Here is a 17,169-nt window from a genome sequence, read left to right as displayed (position 1 = left end):
ACCCCTCCGAGACCGGTCCTTATCAGCCGATTCCGGTGCCTTATCCGTCGAGTTCGGTGGGAGGTCGATCGGCAAGGGCATCCAATGCCGTCGGTAAGGTTAACTCGTCGCTGTCCGCAGCCTCCAAAACCACCGGATGAACGGGGCCAGGTCGTATCGGTCGACGATGACGGGGGAAGTCGGACATATCGATGAGGACTGACACGACCGTCGGCGGCCTCGCCGACGACGACTTAGGCCAAGTCGGATATATCGATGAGGACTGGAGCCACGCCTGTCGATGTCGCTCGGAGTCCGCTCAAGTTGTGGACGGTCGAATCGAGGCCGCGATCCGACACGGTTCGGCGGCCCCCGGACAGCCCACGATCCGAAGGGGAGTCCGTGGACTCACGGCAGCCCCCCACCCCTTCGTTTCAACTGGAGACGTGCGACAGCGTGCAGTTTCGCTTCTGTTCGAAATAAGTACAGTAGTAGAAATACTAAAATTAAATAATGACGGTAATAATATAACTATAACAGCGCATTACGGTTACTGTTTCTGACGACAGATTATAAAGCTACCGTCTTCTAGGACACTGCCGAACTCACCCCCTCCCCCTGTTCTCACGCTCCACCTGAAACGAAGGGGTGGGGGGCGCGGGGCTTCTCCGGAATCCGGCTCCAGTGTCGGCCGTCCACGCCCGGTGTATCGGACTTCCCACTCCCCGGCCCGGGACTGTTCCCGAAACCCGGCTTCAGACACGCGTCTCGATCGAAAATCGACGGTCCGGGGGTCTTCGTTCGCTCCCCCGACGGTGTGAGAAGGAACTTTTTTATGACGCCTGTTCGTCTGGTTCGACTGCATCAACTGGACGCGTCACTTCGGGAAAACTCCCGAAAAACCGCGTTTTCTCCGCTAACGACCGATTTGACGGGGAAAATGGCGCGATTTCCAGTCGAAATTGGGGGGACACAATGGACGAGAACACACCGAACGACGACGGTGACGACCGGGCGAGTGCGACACGGAGCGGGGCGTCTCTCGAATCGGACGCCTGGAGTAGCGACGACGGAAGCGCCGACGCTCCGCCGAGCGACAGCGATCCAACGGACCCGCCCGACGACGAGCCGACGACTTCCCTCGACGCGTACAGCGACGACGACCGCCCGCCCGCCGACGACGATGGGTCCGACGCCGACACAGGCACCGACTCCGGCTCCGACGACTCCTCGCGCACTGACCCGTCCCCCGAAGCGGGTCCCCGAGAGACGACTGACGAACGGACGGCGGATCCCCCCGAGGACCCGGACCCTTCCGACCGCGATCCGGTCACCGCCGACGACATCGACATCGAGGAGACCGTCGGCGTCGACATCGACGCCCCGACGAAGTCCGGCGAAACTGGGGACCTGGGACTCGACGAGGTCGTTCTCGACGACGACGAGAGCCAGGGACTCTTCGACGACCTCCTCTCCGGTGAGCCCATTTTCGAGAACAAGGAAGTCCTCCGACCCTCGTATACTCCACACGAACTCCCCCACCGCAACGAGCAGATCAACCAGATGGCGACGATCCTCGTGTCGGCGCTCCGCGGGGAGACCCCCTCGAACATTCTGATCTACGGCAAGACCGGGACCGGAAAGACCGCAAGCGCGAAGTTCGTCAGCCAGGAGCTCGAATCCACCTCCAAGAAGTACGACGTCCCCTGCGAAGTCGAGTACATCAACTGCGAGGTGACCGACACCCAGTATCGCGTGCTCGCCCAGCTCGCGAACAAGTTCATCGAGAAGAACAAGGAGTTCGTCGGCTCCCGGGTCGAGACACTCGAAGACCTCCGGTCGCGGGCCCGCGACGACGTGACGGCGCTGGCCGATACCGAGTTCGACGCGGTCGAGGCCGTCGACGAGCGGATCGAGGAACTCGAAGCCGACCGCGAGGGAATGGACCCGGTCCCGATGACCGGATGGCCGACCGACCGCGTGTACTCGACGTTCTTCGACGCGGTCGACTACGAGGAACGGGTCGTCGTCATTATGCTCGACGAGATCGACAAGCTCGTCGAGAAGTCCGGCGACGACACCCTCTATAACCTCTCGCGGATGAACTCCGAGCTGGTCAACTCCCGGATCTCGATCATGGGGATCTCGAACGACCTGAAGTTCACCGACTTCCTCGACCCCCGGGTCAAGTCCAGCCTCGGGGAGGAGGAGATCGTCTTCCCGCCCTACGACGCCAACCAGCTCCGCGACATCCTCCAGCACCGCGCGAACGTCGCGTTCAAACCTGACGCGCTCACCGACGACGTGATCCCGCTGTGTGCCGCCTTCGCCGCCCAGGAGCACGGCGACGCCCGGCGCGCCCTGGATCTCCTCCGGACCGCGGGCGAACTCGCCGAGCGCGGCCAGGCCGACACCGTCGAGGAGGCCCACGTCCGGAAGGCACAGGACAAGATCGAACTCGACCGCGTCGTGGAGGTCGTCCGCACTCTCCCCACACAGTCGAAGATCGTCCTGTTTGCGACGATCCTCCTGGAGAAGAACGGCGTCCACAACGTCAACACCGGCGAGGTGTTCAACATCTACAAGCGGCTCTGTGAGGAGATCGACGCCGACGTGCTCACCCAGCGGCGGGTCACGGACCTGATCTCCGAACTCGACATGCTCGGGATCGTCAACGCGGTCGTCGTCTCGAAGGGCCGGTACGGCCGCACGAAGGAGATCTCGCTGTCGGTCCCGATCGAGGAGACGGAGGCGGTGCTGCTCTCCGATTCCCGCCTCGGCGACATCGAGAACGCCCAACCGTTCGTCCAGGCGCGGTTCGACAACTGACCTCCACACCGCTTGACCCACCCACGACACTCCAGACGCCACACAACCGCTATGTTCGACGAAATAATGGGCAAGTTCGAGGGGAGCCCGAGCCAGCAGGCGGTCATCCGCCTGCTCTTGGAGCGCGGCTTCTCGGTCAACGACGACGGCCGAGTCGTCTCCGGCGGCATCGAGATCCCGAACACGGGGATCGCCCGCGAGATCGACGTCGACCGCCGGGTCGTCGACTCGACGACCACCGCGATCCTGGAGGACGACGAACTCAGGCGGATCTTCCAGAACATCTCCTCGATCCCGAGTCTGATGGACCTCGCGCCCGTTCTCGATCTCTCGGTGTTGACGATCGACCCCAACGACGCCGAACGACCCGGCATCGTCGCGGAGGTGACCGGGCTGCTCGCCGACCGGGAAATCTCCATCCGGCAGACGGTCACCGAGGACCCCGAGTTCACCGACGATCCCCTGCTGTACGTCGTCACCGACGAGCCGATCCCGGGCGACCTGCTGAACGAACTCTCCGATCTCGACTTCGTCCGGCGGATCAGCATCGCGTAGCTGATCCACCGTCCGATTCCGACGCCGAACCCTTTTCCTCCCGCCGCCGACTACCTCCGACCGTGAGCGACCCAGCCGCGGATCCCGGCGCCCCGGAGTCCTTCCGGACGGTCGACGGCCCGGGCGAGGCGGCCTTCGAGGTCCGCGGCTCGGAGTTCATCGGCCACGTCGCCCCCGCGGCCGACGTCGCGGACGCCGAATCCCTGCTTGAGTCGGTCCGCTCGCGACACCCCGACGCGACCCACCACGTCCCCGCCTATCGCGTGCCCGCCGACGAGGCGGGCGGTGGCGGCTCGAACGGAGTTACGGGCAGTGACACCCCTGACGGACCCGCGGGCGGCGCTCCGATGCTCCGGGAGTACCACTCGGACGACGGCGAACCCACGGGATCGGCGGGCAAACCCGCGCTGAACGTTCTCCTCCAGCGCGACCTCCGGAACGTCGCGAGCGTCGTGGTCCGGTACTACGGCGGGACTAACCTCGGGGTCGGGGGGCTGGCCCGCGCGTACGCCAGGGCCGTCACCGACGCTGTCGACGACGCAGGCGTGGTCGAGGCCGTTCCCCACGAGCGGTTCCAGGTCACGGTCGAATACGACGATTCCGGGACCGTCCGCGGGCTGCTTGAGAGCGCCGGCGTCGAATTCGAGGCCGCCTACGAGGCGGAGGTCTCCTTCGCGGTCCGGGCGCCGGTCGGCGAGGCCGCGGCACTCCGCGACCGGATCAGAAGCGCCACCAGCGGCCGGGCGACGATCGAGCGGTGACATACCCATCGAGCAGCTCGGACGGCTCCACAGCGTCGTGATCGCGTAGTTCGCCGCCGAAGGAGACGAGTGGACAGTCGACGGACTCGGCTGTGCCGAGGATGATCGCGTCGAGTGGATAGAGCAGAGCCTCACGCTGACGGGAGTTCGCCGTCACGATGTCGGAGGCGTCCGGAAAGACGACTGTCGTCTTCCGGGCGATCCGGTCCTCGATGCGCTCAATCCTGTCTCGCTCGAACGCCTTCTTCCTCGCGAGGACGCTCCACAACTCCAGCAGGTTCACACCGGACGTGTAGCCGTCATCGACCCCGTTCAGCAGATCGACTGCCGCTTGCGAACGGTCGTATCCGTGGTCACCGCGGCGACGAGAACATTCCTACTAGAAGATGTCTTCATTACCGCTCGCGAATCTCACGCACGGCGTCGACCGCGTCGGTTTCGACATCGAGTGCGAGGGCAGCGAGTGCGTCGCCCGATGGTTCCCCGTCGTCGTCCTCGCGGAGATACCGCTCGAAATCGTCGGCAGTGAGACTCATACGAGGGTATCGATCGCTATCGGACAGAAGGCTACTGCCGACAGCGACCGATTACGTTCTCGATCCGGGAGGGATACTGATCACGACCCCGACCAGCCACGAGGGTCGGAAGCACCGACTGTGGCTGTCGCCCCGATCCCGGCCCCGAGGCTGAAGCGGCTCTTTGTTCCACCCCCGGATACTTGCGGGCGACAGTCGAACCCGGATCCATGGTCGATGTCGACTCCGAGACCCTGTTCAACGCCGCGGCGGCGGGGCTCACGACCGTCGCGGTGCTCGTGTTCGTGTTCAACGTCGATCTCGGCTACTCCCCGGTCTCGATTCTCGCGGTCGCGGCGGCGTTTCTGGCGGGCGTCGTCGCGATCACCCAGCGCACCGACGACCGCCAGCTGACGTTCCTCGGGTACGGCGTCGTCGTGGTCTCGACGGTTGGCGTTTTCGTCGATCTCGTGAACACCCTCGATCTCGGCAGCGAGGTGACGGTGCTCGGCCTTCTCGGGATCGCCGCCGTGCTCTTCTCCCTCCGTGCCCGCCTTGACGACGCGAACCGGTTGGTCTCCGGGGCGACCGCGACCCGGCTGTTCGGCGCACTCGCGGCGGTCGCGGTCGTGATCGTCGTCGTCGACGTCGTCACCGGCGGCCTCGCGTACGAACTCCAGTCGGAGACCCGGATCGAGATCGAGGGTGACTCCCGGCAGAACCCCGTCGCCGCCACCGTGACCGTAACGAACCCGACGCCGTTGCCCGAGCGGGTCGACACGCCCCACTATGAGGCCTGCGTCGCGGGCGACTGGAGCGAGTACCGCCGTCCCGCGGAGCCGGACCGGACGGAGCGCCCGCGGGTCAGGGCGAACCTGAACGTCGACGACGGCTACAACGACCACGTCCTCGGATTCTCCTCGCGGACGTATCCCGCCTATCTGTTCCTCGACGCGGCCAACGTCACCGGCGAGACCTTCCGCGTCGAGCGGACGGCGGCGTGTCCCGACGACGACACCGGGGAGCCGTACATCGCGGTCTACGAGGACAGCAACCGGCGGTACCGCACCGCGGTGGCGGTCTGACAACGACCCTACGCGTGTGTCCCCGCCGAGTTCAATCGACGATGATGTCGGCGTCGGTGTCGACCGCGGACTCGTCGCTTCCGGGCTGCATCCGCGTCCGGTACCGCTCGATCCAGTCGGCGAAACACTCGGGACACAGCCGCTGGCTGTCGACCTCCGAGCGGTCGACCCGGAGCTGGACCGTCCGCGCGAGGGGGTCTTCCGTCGGCGTGCCGCAGCCGTCGCAGGGCTCGGTTCCGGCCATACCTACCCGTGTGGCATCCGTCATCAAAGGTGTTCGTGTCCCGTGCCGGGCTACTTCGTCCCGAACGCCCGATCCCCGGCGTCGCCCAGCCCGGGGATGATGTAGCCGTCGTCGTCGAGGTAGTCGTCGATGGCGACCGTCATGAGGTCCGCCTGCGGAAACTCCTCGCCGACCCGGAGCAGCCCGTCCGGCGCCGAGACCGCCGACAGCACGAACAGGTCCGCGGGGTCGGCGTCGGCGGCACCGAGCACGTGATCCAGGACCGCCGTCATCGTCGACCCGGTTGCGAGCATCGGGTCCGCCACGATCACGGTGTCCTCGGCGCCGATCTCCGGGAGCTTCACGTAGTCGATGGTGATCGGGAACCCGCCCTCCTCGTCCATCCCGGCCTCCTCGTCGCGGCCGGCGCTGATGACGCCCTGTTTCGCCCGGGGAAACGCCTTCAGCAGCCCCTCGACGAACGGCGTCGCCGCCCGCAGGATGTTGATGATGACGACGTCGCCGAGGCCGCGGACCCGCTCGCCGGTGGTCTCGGTCAGCGGCGTCTCGACGCCGACGTACTCGGTCTCCATCGCGCCGTCAATGATCTCGTAGCCGCAGATCCGGCCGAGCTTCACCAGCCCCTTCCGGAACGCGACCTGCTCGGTTTCGACGTCCCGGAGCCGCGAGAGGGTGTCCTTCGCTAAGGCGTGGGTGATCAGGTACGCGTCGTCGCGGTCCTCGATCGGCATCCTCAGCTCCCCCCGTCGTCGGGATCGTACGGGTAGACGTTCCCCTCGTCGGCGGGCGCGCCCATCGCCAGCACCTCGACCGCCGCGTCGGCGTCCGCAGGGTTGTGCGCCCGGTGGGGCGACTCCGGCGTCACCGCAAACAGCGACCCCGACTCGACGGTGTACTCCCCGTCGGGGGTCTCCACGACCAACGTCCCGGAGAGGACGTAGAACGCCTCCTCCTGTTCGTCGTGGTAGTGGTACTTCAGGGGGATCTTCTCGCCCGGGTCCGCGCGGTAGCGGTTGACCGCGAGCGTCGACAGGTCCGTCCCCGCGGTGAGTCGGCGAAGTTCACACGGTCGGCCCTCGGCCGGGCTCACGTCCCGGCCGTCCACTACTTCGTATCCCATATCGGGTTACATTCCGGGTCGAACCAAAAGCCTCCCGGGTGCGGTCGGCGGACGCCCGCCCCCGCCGTCGCGTCCCCCTCCGGCGTTCGGCCCGGACTGCCGGCGTTCGACCGCGGAGCGCCGGTGCGTGCGTCACACACGCAGGATAGATCTTTATACCTCGCCGTCCGTAGACTCGCCGAGACGATGGAAGAGAGTGTCTCCGGATTCAAAGTTCGGGGGGCCTGGGGGGACGTGGTCGAACACGGCGAGCGGATCACCCGGGCGCTCCGCGATGCCGGCGTCGACGGCGACGCCTTCGAGGAGTGGGACGAGTGGCGGCCGAAGTCCCACGAACGCCTCCGCGAGGACGTCAGCGAAAAAACCGCCGAACAGGCCAGCGTCGCCGAGGGGGAGGGCGAGAAGGCCGGCAAGGATCCTGACGAGGACCTCCAGACCGCGGGCGAGCGCCTCTCGGAGTCCTACGAGCACGTCGAGAACGGCGACAGCGATGAGGCCGTCGAACGGTGGTCGGAGTCGCTGGGCTACGTCGCTCGCGCCGCCGACTCCGCCGGCCGGCGGGCGCTCCGCCGCGTCGAGAACACGGTCTACCAGCGGGTGATGACCCAGATCGCGCCGTACTACTTCGACAACGAACTGGTGAGCGCCAACATCCAGAAGTCAACCCGCGGGGAGGGCGACGTCGAGTTCGTCTTCGAGGTGAACGTCAACGACGACGACCTCAAAGACGAGGTCAGCACCCGACTCGGCGAGTTCGACGACGAGGTGACGCGGTGGCACGTCGACACCGAGAAGAAAACCGAGACCGTCGAGGCCGTCGAGGGCGTCGAACCCCCGGAGCCGGAGGGACGGTCGCGGTCGACGACCAACTGAGACCCGTCCGACTCATACGGATTATTGTAGTCAATTACCGGTCATCGCGACACCGTCTCCGGCGGTGACCGGTAATTCGTTACAACCATCCGTATCAGTCCTCCGCCACGTAGCCGAGTTCCTCCCTGTCCGCGCCACAGCCCGGACACCCGTCCGGGAGTTTCGATCCTCGAGCCGTCCCGTTTCGCCGCAGACCCCGCAGCGCCACATCCCGCAGCCCGTTCCGGTGACGTCACGGGTCCGGGTCGCGCCCCCGCCGTCCGGCCGACTATCGGCCATCACGCGTCACCGTCGGACTGGAACGGTTCCCCGACCGCGTCCCGCGGGAGGAGGTTCATAATCTCCATCTCCAGGTCCTCGCTGGAGTCGAACTCCTCGGCGTTCGACTCCGCCACCACGTCGCCGACCGTGACCGTTCCCTCCGCGAGGCGGACGACGACGTCGCCGCAGGCGTCGGCCACGGCCGGCGGCGTGACCGGGTAGTCGAGTTCTTCGAGGACGGCGTCGATCCGGTTGAGTCTGATCTCCGTTTCCATACCGTAGGGACGCGCGAATACATAATGAATATATGTGATATTTACCCGCTTCCCACGTAGTCACAGCAGTATAATCATACGCCTCGGCGACGAACCGACGGGTATGTCCACGCCACTCCGAGTCGAATCGGGGGAACTCACGGCGGAGGAGATCGTCGAGGCCCTCCGGGACGGTCGCCGCGTCGTCGTCGAAGCGGAGTTGCTCGGCGGCACCCACGAGGTGTCGCTCCGTCACGACGGGGAGACCTACTACTGCGACACCCCGACGACGCTTCATAAACACACCGACCCCGAGGAGATGGTCGGCTGCATCGAGCGGATGGGGTACGCCCGCGAGGAGTAACCGGACCGCCCCATACTGCCGCCGACCGCGGATTTTTGTCGGCCGGGCGATGACTGTGGGTATGAGCGACACGCCGGAGATGGGCGATCTTCTCGACGCCGAGGATCCGGGGTTCCAGGAGGTCCTGTCGTGTGTGTTCGGAATCCAGCGCCACGAAAGTCGGACGTATCTCACGCTGCTCGACCATCCCGGAAGCACCGTCGCGGAACTCGCCGACGTCTTGGACCGCGACCGGAGCAACATCAACCGATCGCTGACGACGCTGATGGAGAAGGGGCTCGCCGAGCGGGAGCGCCGGTTGCTCGACTCCGGCGGGTACATCTACCAGTACACCGCCACCGAACTCCCGGAGGCGAAGGCGATGCTCCACGACGCCTTAGAGGAGTGGGTCGAACGGGTGCACAGCAGCATCGACGATTACGGCGGGGAGTCGGCGTCGTGACCTCCAGCGGCGGTGCCGCACTCCCCGACGGTTCAGTCGCTCGTGCGTGCGTGGGCTCGCGCCCGAACCGCCCGGTTTTTCACCGCCGAACGCCAGGAGTGACGTAATGAGTCTCGAACTCACCGCGCCCACCCCCGAGGCGCCCGACGTCGCCGAGGACGGCGTCTGGCTCGCCGACATCGAGACGGGCGAGACTTACGCCCCCTTCGACGAGATCCGGTACACCGGCGCGGACGGCAACCTGCTCGAAGTCCGCTACGCCGACCCGCCGACGTTCGAGGACTTCCGCGGGCAGGGCCGCGGCGTCTGGCGGTACCACGCCGCGCTCCCGTTCGACGAGGGCGTCTCACTCCCCGAGGGCGCCACCCCGCTGCACCGGGCCCCGCGGCTGCGCGAGACGGTCGGCGTCCGGAGCCTCCGGATCAAACACGAGGGGATGAACCCCACCGGATCGTTCAAGGACCGCGGAATGACCGTCGGCGTCCGCGTCGCACAGAAGCTCGGCGTCGGCCGGCTTGCGTGTGCCTCCACCGGCAACACCTCGGCGGCGCTTGCGGCCTACGGCGCCCGCGGCGGGATGCAGACCCTCGTGCTGCTGCCCGCCGGCAAGGTCGCCGCGGGGAAGGTCGCACAGGCCGCGCTCCACGACGCCCGAATCTTAGAGGTCGACGGCAACTTCGACAACTGCCTCGACATCGTCCAGGATCTCGCTCAGCGCGGCGAGGTCTACCTGCTGAACTCCTTGAACCCCTTCCGGCTCGAGGGCCAGAAGACGATCGGCCTCGAGATCCTAGAGGAGTTCCGCGAGGACAACGGCCGGTTCCCCGACCGGATCGTCCTGCCCGTCGGCAACGCGGGCAACACCTCCGCGCTGTACAAGGCGTTCCGCGAACTCGTCCAGTCGGGGGCGTTAGACCCAGCGGAGGTCCCGAAGCTCACCGGCGTCCAGGCGGCGGGGTCGGCGCCGATGGTCGAGGCCATCGAACACGGCTGGCCCGACACCGAGCGGTGGAACGAGGTCGAGACCATCGCGACCGCGATCCGGATCGGCAACCCGGTGAACGCCCCGAAGGCCCTCCCCGGCATCCGCGGCACCGGCGGCACCGCCGTCGCGGTCGAGGACGACGCGATCACCGAGGCCCAACGCGACCTCGCGAAGGAGGGAATCGGCGTCGAACCCGCGTCGGCGGCGTCGGTAGCGGGGCTGAAGAAGCTCCGCGAGAAGGGCGTCGTCGGCTCCGAGGAGGACGTCGTCTGTCTCACCACCGGCCACCTCCTGAAGGACCCCGACGCGGCCTACGAGGCGGGCAACAAACCCGAACCGGTCCCGAACGATCCCGGCGCGGTGCTCGAACACATCGGCGCGCAGTAGGCCGGCAACCTGCCGACACCACTCCCCTGCGTTACTCCTCGTCGTATTCGCCGTTCAGCGTCAGATACCGCACGTCGATCATCCGGTCGTCGTCGAGAATCGTCTCGACGACCGAGTCCGGCACGGGGTCGTCGAGGTTGTAGACGGTGAGCGCCTCGCCGCCGGGTTCGTCCCGCCGGGAGTTGAACATCCCCGCGATGTTGATGTCGTGGTCGCCCAGCACCGACCCGATGAACCCCAACACGCCGGGCTTGTCGGCGTTCCGTGCGACCAGCATCTTCCCGTGGGGGACCGCGTCGACCCGGTAGTCGTCGATGCGGACGATGCGGGGGTCCTCGCCCGCAAACAGCGTCCCGGAGACCGCAAGCGAGTCGTCGTCGTTGCCGACCCGGACGGTCACCAGGCTCTGGAAGTCGTCGGACTGGAGGCGCTTGGACTCGGTGACTTCGATCCCGCGATCCTCCGCGATCCGGGGGGCGTTGACCGCGTTGACCTGCCACTCCAGCGGCTCGAAGACGCCCTTCAGCGCCGACGCGGTCACGAGGTCGACGTCCTCGTCGGCGATGTCGCCCTCGTAGGCCACCTCGATCTCGGAGATCCGGCCGCCGAGTAGCTGCGCGGCGATGATCCCCGCGGTCTCGGCCAGCCCGATGTACGGCCGGATCCGGGGGAAGGCGCTCTCGTCGACGGAGGGGGCGTTCAGCGCGTTCACCACCGGCTCGCCCGCGAACGCCGCGTCGACCTGGTCGGCGATGGAGGTCGCGACGTTCTCCTGGGCGGCCTCCGTCGACGCGCCCAGGTGGGGGGTGACGACGACCTCCTCGACGTCGAGCAGCGGGCTGTCGGGCGAGACCGGCTCCTCGGCGAAGACGTCGATCGCCGCGCCGTCGAGCGTCCCCTCGGCGACCGCGGCCGCGAGGGCATCCTCGTCGACCACCCCGCCGCGGGCGCAGTTGATCAGGAACCCGCCGCCCATCAGTTCCAGCTCCGCGGTGGAGATCATCCCCTCGGTCTCGGGGGTCAGCGGCGTGTGGACCGTCACGAAGTCCGCCGACGAGAGGCAGGTGTTCAGGTCGACGAGCTCCGCGCCAAGCCGGTCGGCGCGCTCCTCGCTGATGTAGGGGTCGTAAGCGACGAGCTCCATCCCGAGGCCGTCGAGGCGTTTGGCGACCTCCTGGCCCACCCGGCCGAGTCCGACGATCCCCAGCACTTTGCCGTTGAGTTCGGTGCCGAGGTAGTCGGATTTGGCCCACTCGCCCGCTTTCAGCCGCGCGTGGGCCTGCGGGATCGACCGCGCGACCGCAAACGACATCGCGACGGTGTGCTCGGCGGCCGCCCGGACGTTCCCTTCGGGGGCGTTCGCGACGATGACGCCGTGGTCGGTGGCGGCGTCGATGTCGATGTTGTCGACGCCGATTCCCGCCCGCCCGACGATGACCAGGTCCGGAGCGGCCTCGAACACCGCCTCGGTGACCTCGGTTCCGGAGCGGACGACCAGGGCGTTGGCGTCGGAAACAGCCGAACGCAGCGCCCCCTCCGACAGACCGTAGGCCGTCTCGACGTCGTGACCCGACTCGCGGAGCCGTTCGATCCCCGCGTCGTCGATCGGGTCCGTAATAACCACCTTCACATCTCAACCTACCCGGGTTCGCGGTTAAACGTTTCTTCCTCGGCGTATCCGGCCCCCTGTGGCCTGTTAGCGACTCGCGTGGCAGTCGCAGCCACGGGGCACGAGCCGCCCGGAACAGGTGGGTTGAAACCCTCCGCCGCCCACCCCCCGGTATGCGACTCGTCGCGTTCGACTTCGACGGCACCCTCTCGGACTCGGAGATGACCGTGCTCCTCGGCGAGCGGGCCGGCGTCGCCGACCGGATGGCGGAGATCACCGAGCGGGCGATGAACGACGAACTCTCCTACGCCGAGAGCCTGCGGGAGCGGGCGTCGCTGCTGGCGGACCTCCAGGAGTCCGACGCCGAGGCCGCCTTCGACCGGGTGCGGCTCCGTCCCGGGGCCGCGGAGGTGATCCAGCGGCTTTCCGACGCCGGCCACCACGTCGCGATCCTGACCGGCGGCTTCGAGCCCGGGGTCGAACGCGCACTGAAGCGGGAGGGCGTCGCCGTCGACACCATCGTTGCGAACCGGCTTCCGACCGAGAACCGCCGGCTCACCGGCGGCGTCGAGGGCCCGCTCGTGACCGGGACCAAGGACGACGCCTTAGAGTCGCTCGCCGCCGACCTTGACGTGCCGCTGTCCCGAACCATCGCCGTCGGCGACGGCGCCAACGACCTCCCGATGCTGGAGGTGGCGGGGCTGTCGATCGGCTACCTCCCGAAGCCGGCGGTCCGCCCCGCCTGTGACGCGGTGGTGGCGTCGATGCCGCGGCTGGCGAAGCTACTGGAGAGTCACAACGTCGTTCGGCGGGGGACCGACTGACGTCCTTCCCCCGAGCGAGAGGGAGAGACGGACCCGTTCGACCGCGAGTTATCGCCCCTCGCCGGCGGCCAGGTTTCCGCGAGCGACCGGGACGACGGTCCCTCCTTCCTCGATACGGATCCCGTCATCCGTCGGGTGCGCGTGCAACCGCAACAGCGAGGGCCGACCCATCTCGTATCCCTGCTCGACGCGAGCGTCCACCTCGTCGCTCCCGAGCACCCGATAGCGAACCAGATACGCCGCGAGACAGCCGTTCGACGAGCCGGTCGCGGGATCCTCGGGAACGCCGTAGAACGGCGCGAACACGCGGACGGCGAGGTCGTTGTCGTCGTCCCGGGGGTCCCGGCAGAACGCCAGGACGTTCTTCGCCTCGCGGTCGCCGGTCACCGCGTCGTAGGCCTCCCGGTCGATCTCGATGTCGGTCAACGCCGCCCGCGATTCGAGGGGGACGACGATCGTCGGCAGGCCCGTCGAGACCACCTGAACCGGCCAGTCGCCGTCGAGGTCGGCGACGTTCAGCGAGAGGACGTCCGCCAGCGCCCCCCGCGTGAGCTCCGGTCCGAACTCGGGCGGCTGCTGGGTCATCCACAGGGTCTCCCGGCCGTCGCGCTCGCGGACCTCGACGGGAACCGCACCCACGTCGAGGTCGAGGGTGACGGTGTCAGGCCGGCCCTCGGTGACGTGTTCGCGGATGACGTGAGCCGTCCCGATCGTCGGATGCCCGGCGAACGGGATCTCGGCCTCGGGGGTGAAGATGCGGACCTCCCACCCGTCGGCCGACCGCTCACCGACGAACGTCGTCTCGGAAAACCCGATCTCGGCCGCGAACGCCTGCCTCTCCTCGTCGTCGAGGGAATCGGCGTCCTCGACGACGGCTAACTGGTTGCCGGCGTACCGCTCGCGCGCGAACACGTCAACGAGGTGGATGGCGTTGCGCACGCGCCGCCGGTACGTCACCGCCCGGAAAGTGCCTTGTCCCGTCGGGCCGGGCCACGCCCCGGTTCACTCGCTGTCGGCGACCGCGGCGTCCCGCATCGCCGCGAGGTCGCCCGCCAGCGCCTCCGCGACGGCGTTCGCGAGCCGCGGGGGGACCGCGTTGCCGACGACCTTCAGCTGGGTGCTCTTCGGCCCCTGGAAGACGTAGTCGTCGGGGAACGACTGGAGGATCGCACACTCCCTGACCGTCCCCACCCGGTCGGCCTCGGGATGGATGAACGGCGCGTTGTGGTTCTCCTTGATCGTGATCGCGGGTTCGTCCGCTTCGAGCCGGCGCCAGCTGTCGCCGTAACTCTCATAGAGGCTCTCGCCGGGGTCGACCTCGGCGATCCGCTCGACCATCTCCGCGGAGTGGTCGGTGGTCTCGTGGTTCGGGAGGTCCTCGATCGCCGTCTCCCCGCCGTCCCGCTCCAAGAGCGCTTCCGCGACGGTCACGTACGGCTCCAGCCGCGTTCCGGTCAGCGTGGTCTGCTCGGCGGGACCGTGCGTGCGGTCGGGATAGGTCGGGATCGAGCCGTCACGGCGACCCTGGAAGATCACGCGCCGGCGGTTCTGGGGGACGCCGTAGTCCGCGGCGTTCAGCGTCTCGTAGGCGGGCTTCTCGTAGCCCGCCCGCCGAAAGCCCTCCAGGATCGACCGGAGGGTGTCGCCGTCCGCCATCGATTTGATCCCGGGGACGTTCTCCATGACGAACGCCTCGGGTTCGAGAAACTCGACGTAGTCGATGAAACTCCCGACGAGGTAGTTCCGCTCGTCGTCGGGGTCGCGGTGGCCCGCGATGCTGAACCCCTTGCACGGCGGACCGCCGATCACGACGTCGACGGCGTCGGGGTCGATCGGGTGGGTCTCGAAGAACGTCTCCGGATCGACCGCGGAGAGGTCCGCCCGGATCGCCAAGGCGTCGTCGTGGTTGTGCTCGAAGGTCGCAAGGAAGTCCGCGTCGACGTCGACGCCGGCGACGACGTCGTAGCCGGCCCGGAGGAACCCCTCCGAGAGCCCGCCGCCGCCGCAGAACAGATCGAGCACGGTGACCGTCGAACGGTCGATGTTGGCGTCCGGCATTCGGTATCCGATCCTCGTCGGTCGTATTTAACAGTTCGTGGCCCGGCCCCGCGGCCGGAACCCGTAGCCTTTTCAATTTAGGCCGTCCTAAAAGATGGTAATGGCAACCGGAACCCACTCGTCAGTCGAACCGAACGCGACGTCGTCGCCGGAGCGGCGGCCCGCCGTCCACGTCTGTGAGACCTGCCCCGGACGGGCCGTCTTCGTCGAGTCCGGGAACAGCGACGGCTGGATCGCCACCGACCTGACCGTCGACCCCCACCAGTAAGCGCTATGACGGACGAAGCCCCCAGTGCGGATATGGACCCGGACGCCGACACCCAGGAATCGGACCGAACAGTCATTCGATCGGGCCGGGAGTTCGAGCGGGAGTACCGTCTCGACGCCGACGAGGCCGGACGGTTCCTGATTGACCTCGGCGAGCAGCTCCGCGACGGCGACGAGCTTACCATCGTCGACGAGGAGTGGGAGCTGCCGTTCGCGTTCGGCGAGCCCGTCGAACTCGAACTCGATTACGACGGCGCCGGCGACCCCGAACTCGAAATCGAGATCGAACTCCCCGGCCGGACCGACGAGTCCGCGCCCGACGTGGAGTAGCGCCGCCTTCCCGCCCGACCGCCTTCCGTCACCGCTTGTAATCGACCGATTTCGACCCCGCCGCCCGCAGCACCTCCGTCGTCGCCGGCTCGGTCCGCGCGATCGGATCGCCCTCCCGGAGGACGAGCGTTCGCGGGGCCTGCGTCCGCAACGCGTTGAACCCGTCGGTGGCGTCGTAGACGACGAGCGACCCCTCCGTCCCTTCGTCGAGCCCGTACCGTTCTGCACCGAAGACGGCCGCGTTGGCGTCGGTCAGCATCTCCCAGAGGGCAGCCACGTCGCCGCGGCCCGCCATATGTGCGTAGTGAGCGAGGACGAACGCGGCGTCCAGCGGGTCGGCGACGCCGTAGTGATACCACGGGTCGAGCACGGAGTCGTGGCCCAGGCCGACGGTCACGCCGGCCTCGCGGAGTTGGTCGATGCGGGTGTGGCCGCGCCGCCGCGGGTAGTCGTCGTAGGCGCCTTGGAGGATCGAGTTGTCCGGGGGGTTGGTCACGACCGACACGCCGCTGTCGGCAAGCAGCGAGATCAGCTTGTCGGCGTAGGCGTTGTTATACGAGTGCATGGCGGTGGTGTGGCTCGCGGTCACGCGGTCGCCGATTCCGCGTTTCAGCGCCTCGCTCGCCAGCACCTCGGTGAACCGGGAGTTCGGGTCGTCGGTCTCGTCGATGTGCAGATCCAGCGGCAGGTCGTGGCGTTCCGCGATGTCGCAGACAACTTCGACGCTCTCGACCCCGTCCTCGCGGGTGTGCTCGTTGTGGGGGATCGCACCGATCAGGTCGACGCCCATCCCGACGGCCTCCCGGAGCAGGTCCTCGTGTGTCGGATCCGTGAGGATGCCGTCCTGCGGGAACGCGACGACCTGGAGATCCACCAGGTCCGATACCTCCTCGCTGAGTTCGACAAGCCCCTCCACAGTCGACAGCGACGGCTCGGTCGCGTCGGCGTGGGTCCGGATCCGGGTCACGCCGTGGGCGGCGTACCACTCCACCGTCCGTGTCGCCCGTTCGAGGACGTCGTCGACGGTGATGTCCGCCTTGTACGACGCCCAGATCTCGATCCCCTCCGCGAGCGTCCCGCTCTCGTTCCAGGCGGGGTCGCCCGCCGTGCCGGTGGCGTCGAGGTGGACGTGGGGTTCGATCAGCGGTGGCGTCACCAGCCGCCCCGCGGCGTCGTACCGGCGGTCGGCGGACACCCCCGAGGGATCGACCTCTCCTGCGGGCGCGACGCGGTCGATCGTCCCCCCGCGGATCGCGATGTCGACCGCTTCGCCCGCGAGCGTTCGGCCGTCGGTCACGATGTAATCGGACATACCCGGTGGTCACGAAGGGGACGGTTAATTATTTCCGCCCCCCGTCGGGGAATCCAGAACCGTGCCTACAAACACCGACTCCATCCACAATTTTATACACACCGGTGACAAGCCG

The 17,169-nt window shown here is 67.6% G+C and carries 21 protein-coding genes; 11 read left to right on the top strand and 10 right to left on the bottom strand.

Going from position 1 to position 17,169, the window contains the following annotated elements:
• Window positions 1-954: 954 nt before the first annotated feature.
• The 3 genes from H5V44_RS13385 to H5V44_RS13375 all read left to right on the top strand — a co-directional run bounded on the left by H5V44_RS13385 (window position 955) and on the right by H5V44_RS13375 (window position 4,124).
• Window positions 955-2,808 carry an AAA family ATPase gene (locus H5V44_RS13385; protein WP_185193643.1) on the top strand — a complete coding sequence of 618 codons (1,854 nt, stop codon included), beginning with the start codon at window positions 955-957 and terminating at the stop codon, window positions 2,806-2,808.
• Window positions 2,809-2,859: 51 nt separating this feature from the next.
• On the top strand, window positions 2,860-3,363 hold the full coding sequence (locus tag H5V44_RS13380; protein ID WP_185193642.1) for an amino acid-binding protein: 504 nt from the start codon (window positions 2,860-2,862) through the stop codon (window positions 3,361-3,363).
• Between the two features lie 62 nt (window positions 3,364-3,425).
• Window positions 3,426-4,124 (top strand): YigZ family protein, encoded by a 699-nt coding sequence (locus tag H5V44_RS13375; protein WP_185193641.1) that lies wholly within the window; start codon window positions 3,426-3,428, stop codon window positions 4,122-4,124.
• Here the strand turns inward: H5V44_RS13375 and H5V44_RS13370 are convergent.
• Both H5V44_RS13370 and H5V44_RS13365 read right to left on the bottom strand, forming a co-directional pair.
• Window positions 4,084-4,407, bottom strand: a complete 324-nt coding sequence (locus tag H5V44_RS13370) for a PIN domain-containing protein (RefSeq protein ID WP_343067753.1) — start codon at window positions 4,405-4,407, stop codon at window positions 4,084-4,086. The genes H5V44_RS13375 and H5V44_RS13370 overlap by 41 nt on opposite strands.
• A 112-nt stretch (window positions 4,408-4,519) precedes the next feature.
• On the bottom strand, window positions 4,520-4,660 hold the full coding sequence (locus H5V44_RS13365; protein ID WP_185193640.1) for a hypothetical protein: 141 nt from the start codon (window positions 4,658-4,660) through the stop codon (window positions 4,520-4,522).
• A 209-nt stretch (window positions 4,661-4,869) separates the two neighbouring features.
• Here H5V44_RS13365 and H5V44_RS13360 point away from each other — a divergent pair, with 209 nt between their 5' ends.
• On the top strand, window positions 4,870-5,724 hold the full coding sequence (locus tag H5V44_RS13360) for a hypothetical protein (protein WP_185193639.1): 855 nt from the start codon (window positions 4,870-4,872) through the stop codon (window positions 5,722-5,724).
• A 31-nt stretch (window positions 5,725-5,755) separates the two neighbouring features.
• Here the strand turns inward: H5V44_RS13360 and H5V44_RS13355 are convergent, their stop codons facing one another.
• From H5V44_RS13355 to H5V44_RS13345, 3 genes are read right to left on the bottom strand one after another with little or no spacing between them, the layout of a single operon-like run.
• Window positions 5,756-5,968 carry a DUF7569 family protein gene (locus tag H5V44_RS13355; protein WP_185193638.1) on the bottom strand — a complete coding sequence of 71 codons (213 nt, stop codon included), beginning with the start codon at window positions 5,966-5,968 and terminating at the stop codon, window positions 5,756-5,758.
• 50 nt (window positions 5,969-6,018) lie between these two features.
• Complete coding sequence (gene upp, locus H5V44_RS13350) at window positions 6,019-6,699, bottom strand: uracil phosphoribosyltransferase (protein ID WP_185193637.1); 681 nt, start codon at window positions 6,697-6,699, stop codon at window positions 6,019-6,021.
• Window positions 6,700-6,701: 2 nt separating this feature from the next.
• Window positions 6,702-7,088 (bottom strand): cupin domain-containing protein, encoded by a 387-nt coding sequence (locus H5V44_RS13345; protein WP_185193636.1) that lies wholly within the window; start codon window positions 7,086-7,088, stop codon window positions 6,702-6,704.
• 186 nt (window positions 7,089-7,274) lie between these two features.
• Here H5V44_RS13345 and H5V44_RS13340 point away from each other — a divergent pair, with 186 nt between their 5' ends.
• The gene (locus H5V44_RS13340) at window positions 7,275-7,961 is read left to right on the top strand and encodes a DUF5828 family protein (protein ID WP_185193635.1); all 687 of its coding nucleotides are present in this window, start codon (window positions 7,275-7,277) and stop codon (window positions 7,959-7,961) included.
• A gap of 278 nt (window positions 7,962-8,239) precedes the next feature.
• Here the strand turns inward: H5V44_RS13340 and H5V44_RS13335 are convergent, their stop codons facing one another.
• Window positions 8,240-8,497, bottom strand: a complete 258-nt coding sequence (locus H5V44_RS13335) for a DUF5789 family protein (protein ID WP_185193634.1) — start codon at window positions 8,495-8,497, stop codon at window positions 8,240-8,242.
• 103 nt (window positions 8,498-8,600) lie between these two features.
• Between H5V44_RS13335 and H5V44_RS13330 the strand changes: the two genes are divergently transcribed.
• From H5V44_RS13330 to thrC, 3 genes are all read left to right on the top strand, one after another.
• Window positions 8,601-8,840, top strand: a complete 240-nt coding sequence (locus tag H5V44_RS13330) for a hypothetical protein (RefSeq protein WP_185193633.1) — start codon at window positions 8,601-8,603, stop codon at window positions 8,838-8,840.
• A 61-nt stretch (window positions 8,841-8,901) separates the two neighbouring features.
• Complete coding sequence (locus H5V44_RS13325; protein ID WP_185193632.1) at window positions 8,902-9,282, top strand: helix-turn-helix domain-containing protein; 381 nt, start codon at window positions 8,902-8,904, stop codon at window positions 9,280-9,282.
• A 106-nt stretch (window positions 9,283-9,388) separates the two neighbouring features.
• Complete coding sequence (gene thrC / locus H5V44_RS13320; RefSeq protein ID WP_185193631.1) at window positions 9,389-10,654, top strand: threonine synthase; 1,266 nt, start codon at window positions 9,389-9,391, stop codon at window positions 10,652-10,654.
• A gap of 31 nt (window positions 10,655-10,685) precedes the next feature.
• Here the strand turns inward: thrC and serA are convergent, their stop codons facing one another.
• Window positions 10,686-12,284 (bottom strand): phosphoglycerate dehydrogenase, encoded by a 1,599-nt coding sequence (gene serA, locus H5V44_RS13315; RefSeq protein ID WP_185193630.1) that lies wholly within the window; start codon window positions 12,282-12,284, stop codon window positions 10,686-10,688.
• A 152-nt stretch (window positions 12,285-12,436) separates the two neighbouring features.
• On the opposite strand from serA, the gene serB reads away from it, so the two are divergent.
• The gene (serB, locus tag H5V44_RS13310) at window positions 12,437-13,087 is read left to right on the top strand and encodes a phosphoserine phosphatase SerB (protein ID WP_185193629.1); all 651 of its coding nucleotides are present in this window, start codon (window positions 12,437-12,439) and stop codon (window positions 13,085-13,087) included.
• A gap of 48 nt (window positions 13,088-13,135) precedes the next feature.
• On the opposite strand, the gene H5V44_RS13305 is transcribed toward serB, so the two are convergent.
• Entirely contained in the window at window positions 13,136-14,026 is an 891-nt protein-coding gene (locus tag H5V44_RS13305) for a PhzF family phenazine biosynthesis isomerase (protein WP_185193628.1), read from the bottom strand.
• 63 nt (window positions 14,027-14,089) lie between these two features.
• A complete protein-coding gene (locus H5V44_RS13300; protein WP_185193627.1) occupies window positions 14,090-15,145 on the bottom strand; it encodes a DNA cytosine methyltransferase in 1,056 nt (351 codons plus the stop codon).
• Between the two features lie 100 nt (window positions 15,146-15,245).
• Here H5V44_RS13300 and H5V44_RS13295 point away from each other — a divergent pair, with 100 nt between their 5' ends.
• Together H5V44_RS13295 and H5V44_RS13290 are read left to right on the top strand one after the other, a co-directional pair.
• Window positions 15,246-15,413, top strand: coding sequence for a hypothetical protein (locus H5V44_RS13295; protein ID WP_185193626.1), 168 nt, complete (start codon window positions 15,246-15,248; stop codon window positions 15,411-15,413).
• Window positions 15,414-15,445: 32 nt separating this feature from the next.
• Window positions 15,446-15,742, top strand: coding sequence for an amphi-Trp domain-containing protein (locus H5V44_RS13290; RefSeq protein WP_394354544.1), 297 nt, complete (start codon window positions 15,446-15,448; stop codon window positions 15,740-15,742).
• Window positions 15,743-15,770: 28 nt separating this feature from the next.
• On the opposite strand, the gene H5V44_RS13285 is transcribed toward H5V44_RS13290, so the two are convergent.
• Window positions 15,771-17,054 carry a cytosine deaminase gene (locus H5V44_RS13285; RefSeq protein ID WP_185193624.1) on the bottom strand — a complete coding sequence of 428 codons (1,284 nt, stop codon included), beginning with the start codon at window positions 17,052-17,054 and terminating at the stop codon, window positions 15,771-15,773.
• Window positions 17,055-17,169 lie beyond the last annotated feature (115 nt).

This window comes from Halobellus ruber, assembly GCF_014212355.1.
GTDB classification, from domain to species: domain Archaea; phylum Halobacteriota; class Halobacteria; order Halobacteriales; family Haloferacaceae; genus Haloquadratum; species Haloquadratum rubrum.
Note: the sequence above shows the minus strand (reverse complement) of the source record. Positions and strands in the feature narration are given on the sequence as shown.